The organism is Streptomyces sp. NPDC031274 (assembly GCF_055570235.1).
Genome location: NZ_JBVIHP010000009.1, coordinates 265,327 through 273,692, shown reverse-complemented (window position 1 = coordinate 273,692; position 8,366 = coordinate 265,327). Strand labels below are relative to the sequence as shown.

Annotated in this window: 6 protein-coding genes; 3 read left to right on the top strand and 3 right to left on the bottom strand. The window is 70.6% G+C overall.

Translation table 11 applies throughout. The features are described from left to right. Positions 1-203: 203 nt before the first annotated feature. Positions 204-839, bottom strand: a complete 636-nt coding sequence (locus ACZ5CR_RS17415; RefSeq protein WP_468858192.1) for a TetR/AcrR family transcriptional regulator — start codon at positions 837-839, stop codon at positions 204-206. 189 nt (positions 840-1,028) lie between these two features. Between ACZ5CR_RS17415 and ACZ5CR_RS17410 the strand changes: the two genes are divergently transcribed. After that, positions 1,029-1,841: a phosphatase PAP2 family protein gene (locus ACZ5CR_RS17410; RefSeq protein WP_468858190.1), complete on the top strand. Its 813-nt coding sequence runs from the start codon at positions 1,029-1,031 to the stop codon at positions 1,839-1,841. Beyond that, positions 1,838-2,779, top strand: coding sequence for a DMT family transporter (locus ACZ5CR_RS17405; protein WP_468858188.1), 942 nt, complete (start codon positions 1,838-1,840; stop codon positions 2,777-2,779). The genes ACZ5CR_RS17410 and ACZ5CR_RS17405 overlap by 4 nt, the downstream gene beginning before the upstream one ends. 123 nt (positions 2,780-2,902) lie before the next feature. Here ACZ5CR_RS17405 and ACZ5CR_RS17400 read toward each other — a convergent pair whose 3' ends face one another. Next, a complete protein-coding gene (locus ACZ5CR_RS17400) occupies positions 2,903-3,877 on the bottom strand; it encodes an LURP-one-related family protein (protein ID WP_468858187.1) in 975 nt (324 codons plus the stop codon). A gap of 248 nt (positions 3,878-4,125) precedes the next feature. Between ACZ5CR_RS17400 and ACZ5CR_RS17395 the strand changes: the two genes are divergently transcribed. After that, a complete protein-coding gene (locus tag ACZ5CR_RS17395) occupies positions 4,126-6,135 on the top strand; it encodes a hypothetical protein (protein ID WP_468858186.1) in 2,010 nt (669 codons plus the stop codon). 36 nt (positions 6,136-6,171) lie between these two features. Here ACZ5CR_RS17395 and ACZ5CR_RS17390 read toward each other — a convergent pair whose 3' ends face one another. Then, the gene (locus tag ACZ5CR_RS17390; RefSeq protein ID WP_468858184.1) at positions 6,172-8,229 is read right to left on the bottom strand and encodes a phosphocholine-specific phospholipase C; all 2,058 of its coding nucleotides are present in this window, start codon (positions 8,227-8,229) and stop codon (positions 6,172-6,174) included. Positions 8,230-8,366 lie beyond the last annotated feature (137 nt).

Genomic DNA, 8,366 nt, shown 5'->3' with positions numbered 1-8,366 from the left:
GGAAAGGGAGGTCTGAGGTGGCGGCAGAGGTCAGGGGAGCCCAGGAAGCCCCTCCTCTGTTCAGGGAATTTTCGGTCGGGGGGGGCAGAAACGGGGGGGTTCCCGCCCCGCCCGGCCAAAGGCGGCCACGCCACCCCCGTCCCCACGGTGCGGCGCGGCGCAGGCAGATCGGGGCCCGTCATCCATGGGACCCCGGTCCACGATCAGGTGGGGCTGGTCAGACCCAGTGCGGGCAGCACACATGCCTCCACGAAGGCGGAGAGGTACTCCTCGTCCGCGTGCTTGCCCTCGAGGACCGGGCGGGCCCGGACCACGCCCATGAGCTGAGCCGTGATGAACCGCGTGGCCGGATGGTCCGCGGCGATCTCGCCCCGGGCCACCCCGCGCTCGATCAGGGCGTCGAGCGCCCGGGTCTCCGGCTCCACCAGCGCTTCGCGCAGCGCGCTGCGCAGATCCTCGTCCTGAAGGATCGCGTGGCTGAGCGCCTGCACCAGCAGACTGTCCTGGGTCGACCACTCCCCCGCGGCCCGCGCCGCCTCGCGCAGATCACCGGCGAGGGTGCCGGTGTCGATGCCCGCGAAACGTACGCAGCGGTTGGCACGCAGCGCGGCGGCCACGAACTGGGGCTTCGTCTTCCACTGGCGGTAGAGCGTGGACTTGCTGCACCGGGTGGTCGCGGCCACGCCCTCCATGGTCACGGCGTCGTACCCGCACTCGCGGAGCTGATCGAGGACGGCGTCGTAGAACTCCTGCTCACGCTCGGGCGTGATCTTGGAGCGGCGCGGGGAACCCACGGGATCCGCTGTCGCTGCGTCTGCTGCCCGGTCCGGCGACGTCATGACTCTTCTCCTCGGTGCGGCGGCTTCGACCGACGCTATCGATACGCCAGTGTACCGGTACGCGTCCGTATCGGTACACTGGCGTATCGGTACACTGGCGTATCGATGAGGGAAGGCTCCCCCGACGGAACGGGGCGCTTGCTCTCTCACTACCCGCACCACCCAGTCGTCACGTAAAGGGGCCGGGGGATGAAATCCCGAACCGAGCCTGCCGAAAGGGAACCGGACATAGCCGTCCGGGAGCCGGACACATCTGCCCGACCGCCCCTCGTCCGCGAGCTCCTCCTCGTCGTAGGACTCTTTCTCGTCTACAAATTCGGCAGGCTGCTGGCCAACGGCCACACCGCTGAGGCCTTCCGCAACGCACACCACGTGTGGAACGCCGAACGCACGCTGCGTCTGCCGGGCGAGGGCGCCGTACAGGACGTGCTGCTCAGCAGCGACACCCTGGTGCACGTCGCGAACACCTACTACGCGACCGTGCACTTCCCGGCCACCGTCCTGTTCCTGATCTGGCTCTACCTGCGCCGGCCCCGGCACTACCTGTGGAGCAGGCGGGTGCTCGCCGCACTGACCGCGGCGGCCCTCGTGCTGCACCTGACCTTCCCGCTCGCGCCGCCGCGGATGCTGGAGGCGACCGGGCTCGTGGACACCGGGCAGGTGTACGGGCCGACCGTCTACGGCGCCGCCCCGCAGGCCGATTCGATGGCCAACCAGTTCGCCGCGATGCCGTCCCTGCACTTCGGGTGGGCGCTGATGCTCGCCGTCGGACTCATCGCCGCGACCTCCTCACGGTGGCGGTGGCTGTGGCTGCTGCATCCCCTGATCACTCTGTTCGTGGTCGTCGGGACCGCCAACCACTACTGGCTCGACGCCATCGCGGTGTCCGCGCTGCTCGGCATCGCGCTCGCCGTGATCAAGCTCCCCGCCCCCGCGCGCTCGCTCGTCGTGCGGCGCCGCGCGCCCGCGCGTGAACTGGCAGCCCCGGGGGTCCGACAGTGAACGCCACGCTTCTCGCCGTCGCGCTCTCGCTCGTGTCGGCCGCCGCGTACGCCTCCGCTGCCGTCGCCCAGGAACGCCTCGCCGCCGGCATCCCGGGCACCGGCAACGGCTTCCTGCGGCTGCTCGGCAGCGGGGCCTGGTGGTCGTCCGTCGGGCTCAACGCGGCCGCGGCGCTGCTGCACGTGGCCGCCCTGAAGTACGGCCCGCTCACCCTGGTCCAGCCGCTCGGCGCGCTCACCCTGGTCGCCGCCGTGCCGCTCGGCGCGCGGCTCGCGGGGCGGCGGGTCACGGCGCTGGAGTGGCGCGGCACCGGGCTCACGCTCATCGGCCTCAGCGCCCTGCTCCTCACCGCCACCGGGCCCGCACCCGACGACACGCTGACCCTGACCGAGGCGCTGGCCGTCGCGGGCCTCACGGTGACCGTCATCGGCGTCCTCTCGCGTCCGGGTACGCGGCCGGGGCTCCGTCACGCGACGGCTTCCGGTTTCGCTTCGGGCGTCGCATCGGCCCTCACCCAGACCGTGACGGTGGCGGCGACGGACCGCTCGGGTCCGCTGCTCAGCCCGCAGGTGATCGTCGTGGCGCTGCTCGTCGCCGCGTTCGCCGTGGGCGGCCTCTTCCTGTCCCAGACCGCGTACCGCGGGGGTCTCGGGGCGCCGCTGGCCGTCGTCACCCTGGCCAACCCGGTGGCCGCGGCCGCCATCGGTCTCGCGCTGCTCGGGGAGCGGCTGCAGGGAGGCGTGGCCGGTCTCTTCCTTGCGGCAGGGGGCGCGGCGGTGGCGGCGTACGGCGTGGTCGTACTGACACGGTCACCGCGGGACGCCGCGCCCGCGCCGGTCTCCGCGTACACCGCGACACCCGACTCCGCGCCCGACTATCTGCCGTCCGTCCCGGGACAGACCGAGCCCGCCGCCTCGCTCCACTTGTCGCGCCACTAGGACTGCCGCACACGACACACGAAACAGCATCGGCCGCGCTCCTGGACCCAGGAGCGCGGCCGATGCCGTACGAGACGCGGGACCGTCGCCCGAAGGGCCGTCACCCGAACATCCGAAAGGCCGTCACCCCAAGCCGCGGGAGTCCTGCTTCAGCGCCGTGTCGACCGTCAGGGCCGTCGCCACGACGAGGCTCAGGAGCGGCTCGGGCAGCTGGTAGTGAATCTGCAGGACGTAGTTGTCCGCGGTCGTGAACATCGTCTTCGCGAGGCCTTCCCAGGTCTTCGTGATCCGGGCGACCTCGTTGTCCGCGTGGTCGACGATCGAGAAGTTCCAGGCGCGCCAGTTCTCGGCCTTGATCGCACCGGCCTGCTGGCCGTTGACCATGATCGCGAAGTTGATCTTGCCGATCATGTTCTGCTGGACGATCTCACCGATCGGCTGGCCGTCGGCGCGCTCGACGATGACCCGCGACTTCATGAACTTGCGGGGGCGGGTCAGGTGGAGCACCGGCTGCCCGTACGCGTCGCGGATCTCCAGCTTGTGCGTCATGAACTGGTCGACGCTGGAGACGAAGCGCGCGACCTTCTTCAGCGTGCTCTGCCCGACCTGGACGACCGAGCCGAGCGAGTTGCCCGCCTGGTCCATGACGCTGTACTCGTTCGTCAGCTCGATGAGCTTGGCCTTCTGGTTCACCACGAGGACCGGCTCGGTGAAGAGCGTGCCACCGCCCTGCGAGGAGGGCGCGACGCCCGCCTGCTGCTGGACCTGGCGCTGCACCTTGGCGGGGTCGGCCTGCGGGGCCGCCTGCTGGGGGTGGCCGTAGGCCTGCTGCTGGCCGAACTGCCCTTGCGGCTGGGCGTATTGGGCCTGCTGCGGCTGTGCGGGATGGGCCTGCTGCGGCTGCGCGGGGTGCGCCTGCTGCGGAACCTGCTGGGCCTGCTGGGCCTGCTGGGCGGCCTGCGCGGGCTGACCACCGGCCTGCTGCTGGTCCGGGCTTGTGTGCTGGGTCCACTGAGCGCCGTCCCACCAGCGCAGCAGCCGGAGCGCGCCCTGGGGGTCCGGATACCAGCCTGCAGGAGTGTTCGAATGCGTTGTCACCCGGGCACACTACCCCGATGGGTCGGGCGCTTCGCCAGGGTCTGGCGGGGCCTGTGACGACGGACTCACCGGGGGCAGGTTTCAGCCATCACCGACTTCACCGCGTTCGTCCGTAAAACGCCGGGTGGACCGGGCCCGGAAGCGAACCTCGAAGCGATCGCAGGCGTACGCCCCCGGCTCGCGGGCGGGATTTGACGCTCTCCCGTTCTCGGCGGCAGGCTCGGTCGACTCACGGGGAGGACACCACAATGGAATCAGCACGTGCCGCGAGAGACCGGCAGGTCGTGGCGGCTCAGGTCGCGGGGCCGTTCATCGAGTCGAACCGCCCGCGCACCGTCTTCGCACCCTGGTGGATGCCGCCACTGACAGGCGTCGTCGCGGGCGTGCTCGCGTACGTGAGCGCCGACAACACCCTCGTCCGTACGTTGCTTCCGCTCGGCGCGGCCCTGCTCGGCTGGCTGCTCGGCGCCACCTGGCCCCGCCTGAGGGCGCGTACGGTCTGGCGGTTGAGCGGCGCGGGCCTCCAGCGGCTGAGCGGGGGCCGGGCCACGACGACGTACCCCTTCTCGCGGGAGCAGCCCCTGCTGCTCAGCGCGATGGCGCTCGAAGTGCGCGCCCCCACCGACTACGGCTCGACGAAGGTCGGCAACCTCTGCGCGATGGGCCTGGAGGACATGGCCATCGCCATGTTCCCCTTCTGGGTCACCACCCGGCGACTGGGCGCCCCGCTGCGGCTCTTCGACGGCCCTGGCGAGCCGGAAGGCAACGCGGCCGCCCGCGAGGCGGGATTCTCACGGCGTGAGGCGGCGCTGCTCGCGGCATCGGCCGAAGGGCCGCTGCCCGCCCAAGCTGTCGGCCCCGTCGAGCTCTCCCGGCCCGAACCGGAGGTCCGCTCGCGGAAGTTGGGGCGCCGGATCGGCTTCTGCGTCGTGGGGCTCGTCGGTCTCGGCGCGGTCATCGTGCCCTCGGACGACAGCATCGAGGGGCGTGTGGCCCTGATCGCCTCGCTCGCCACGGTGGTCCTGGTGTGGGCCGCCGGTTCCTTCTACCGCGTCCTGCGCACCCCGCCCGCGCACTGGACGGTGAGCCCGCAGGGTGTCACCGCGCGCGACCCGTGGTTCGGCACGACGGAGCTGCCCGCGTCCGCGATCGCCGGGATCGTGCCCACGGAGCTCACCCGCGAGAGCGGCGACGGCAAGGTCAGCGTCTCGCTCATCCTGCAGTTCTACGGCCACGACCTGTCCCTGATCGGCACCTCGCACTCGGGCGGCGTCCCGCCGGACGAGCTGCTCGCCGTGCTCCGCTCGCGCGGCTACCGCGTGATCCAGGACCAGCGGCGCAGCAACGCCTACGACGTGGACCCGAACTTCCTGCCGCACCAGGTGCTGCCCGAGGCGCGGTTCACGCTCGACATCGACCACGTGGGCTGGGAGGGCGAGCACGGCGCGCTGCGCATCCCGCGCACGGAGATCGGCGGCCTCGAACTGCACACCCGCTCCGGGCATCCGTGGCTGCGGCTGCGTGGCACAGAGGGCGAGGAACTGCTGCACGCGCCGCTCGGCGCGCTGCGGGTCTCGCGCAGTGAACTGCGGAACCAGGCAAGGGCGTTGGGCTATCCGGTGAGCGATCCGGAGCGCGACGCGTACGAGTCGGCGGCGTTCGCGGGCCTCTCGGCGCCCTCGGTCCAACCGCCTTCGGTCCAACCGCCGTCGGCCCATCCCGCGTACGCGCCGACCACCGGCCCGGCAACGGCAGCCGCAGCCGCCGCTCCCGCCGCCGAAGTGACCGTGGGCATGCCCGGCGCCACCCGCAAGTGGTACTACATCACCGGTGTGGTCGCCGGTGTCGTCGTCATGGGCGTGCTCGCCTTCAAGCTGCGCTATCTCTTCGACAGCGGCCTGAGCTGGGCGGCCTGGGGCGTTCCCGCGGGCGCGGCGGCGGGCGCGCTCTGCGCCTTCGTGTACGACCGGCGCCGCCCCGCGCTCGTCCTGGGCGGGCACGGCATCCGCATGGCCGCCGAGGGCGGTCGGGGGAAGGCCGAGTGGCAGCACGCGCGGCCGTCGATCGGCGGTGTGGGCGTCGACGACCACGACGACAGCGTCGAGACGCTTCTCGTCTGGTCGCCGACGGGCCAGGTCATCCGCAAGGAGAGCCTGAACGTCCCCGACCCCGAGGAGCTGCGGCTCGCCTGCGAGCGGACCGGACTGCCGTGGGGGCGGCCGGATCTGGGGGCGTGGGGGCCGCCGCCGGAGCTGTAGTCCGACGGCGGCACTCCCGCACCGGGGACCGACGTGTCAGGCGGAGACGATCGCGGGGTCGCTGACCCCGGTCCGGCCGTTCTCCACGTGCCCGGCGAAGCGTCGCAGGAAGGTTTTGTCCGCGTCGGACTTCACCGTCACGTCGTACCAGCGCTTGCTCTTGCGCAGATCGACGGTGTGCTTGACGGTGCCGCCGGCCTTCACCTTGAACGTCTGGGCGGCGCCGCCGTAGGAGTTGGACACGCTGAGGTTGACGTCGCCGCTGCCCGCGTTCTTCAAGGTGAGCACGAGGTTGCCGGTGGCCTTGTCGTGGCGGGCGGTGACCTCGGGTCCCGCGGTCTTGCCGGGTCCCTTGAAGACGCGCAGGAAGCCGTTCGGACCGAACACCGACAGGTCGTACGCGTCCTTCGAGTACGCCGTGTTCCAGGTGTCGGAGATCTTCTTGCCGGCCTCCGTGGTGTACGTCCAGGGGCCGTCCGTGCGGTTGTTCGAGCGGACGTGGAAGCAGGCGCCTGCCGCTTCGCCGCCGCTGAACGTGAGCGTGAACTTGCCGTCGGCGGGCACTGCCGTTCCGTCCACCAGCGGGACGTACGGCAGCGGGCGCGAGGGCCGCGAGCCCGACTCCTGCTTGGGCAGGGACGCCTTCGCGGGCGCCTTGGGCACGTAGTCGGGGTGGCGCTTGTTGTCCGGGGGCTCGTAGGCGTCGGTGTCCGGCATCTCGTCGGGGTTCATGTCCTTGCCGCCGAAGTCGAAGGCGGAGGTCAGGTCACCGCAGATGGCGCGGCGCCACGGCGAGATGTTGGGCTCCCGGACGCCGAAGCGCTTCTCCATGAACCGGATGATCGACGTGTGGTCGAAGACCTCGGAGTTCACGAACCCGCCGGTGCTCCAGGGCGAGACGACGACCATCGGGACGCGCTGGCCGAGGCCGTAGTGTCCGGCGGCGTACTTGGCGTCGCCCGGGAAGTAGTCGAGCTTCGTGTCGACGGTGGACAGACCCTGGTCGGCGGAGGACGGCACGTACGGCGGGACGACGTGGTCGAAGTAGCCGTCGTTCTCGTCGTACGTGATGAACAGCGCGGTCTTGCCCCACACCTCGGGGTTGGAGGTGAGCGCGTCCAGGACCTGCGCGATGTACCAGGCTCCGAAGTTCACCGGCCAGTTGGGGTGCTCGCAGAACGCCTCGGGCGCGGCGATGTAGGAGACCTGCGGGAGCTTGTCGGCCTTCACGTCGGCCTTCAGGAGGTCGAAGTAACCGTCGCCCGCCTTCACGTTGGTGCCGGTGCGCGCCTTGTCGTAGAGGGGGTCGCCGGGCTTGGCGTTGCGGTACTTGTTGAAGTAGAGCAGCGAGTTGTCGCCGTAGTTCCCGCGGTAGGCATCGTCTATCCAGCCCCAGTGTCCGGCCGCGTCAAGGCCGTCGCCGATGTCCTGGTAGACCTTCCAGGAGACCCCGGCCTGCTCAAGACGCTCGGCGTACGTCGTCCAGTCGTAGCCCGCCTCCTGGTTGCCGAGGACCGGGCCGCCGCCCTTGCCGTCGTTGCCGACGTGACCGGACAGCATGTAGTAGCGGTTGGGGTCCGTGGCCCCCATGAACGAACAGTGGTAGTCGTCGCAGACGGTGAACGCGTCGGCGAGCGCGTAGTGGAACGGAATGTCGTCGCGCGTCAGGTACGCCATCGTCCGCTCGGACTTGGCGGGGATCCAGTTGTCATACTTTCCGTTGCTGAAGGCGCTGTGACCGCCGGCCCAGTCGTGGTCGAGACCCGCGATGAACTGCATGCCGAGGTCCTCGGCGTCCGGATGGAAGGGCAGCACTTCTTTGCCGCCGCCGGATTGGTTCCAGACGGGTTTTCCGCTGGGCAGGGTCACCGGGCGCGGGTCGCCGAAGCCGCGTACGCCCTTCATCGTGCCGAAATAGTGGTCGAAGGACCGGTTCTCCTGCATCAGGACGACGACGTGCTCGACGTCCTCGATGGAGCCGGAGCGGCGCTGGGCGGGCAGGCTGGCGGCGCGGGAGATGCTCTGCGAGAGCGACGCGAAGGCCGCGGTGCCGCCGGCGAGCTGCATGAACCGGCGCCGATTGAGTTCTGGCATGAGTGGATTCGACCTCGTCATGTGTGGTGTGGGGGACGTGAGCGCGTGAAGTGTTTCAAGGGGAGCAAGGATCAGGGAAGGGGCTGTGACCTTGATGTGAAGAGAAGTCCAACCCTTGACGGGCAGGACACAAGCCC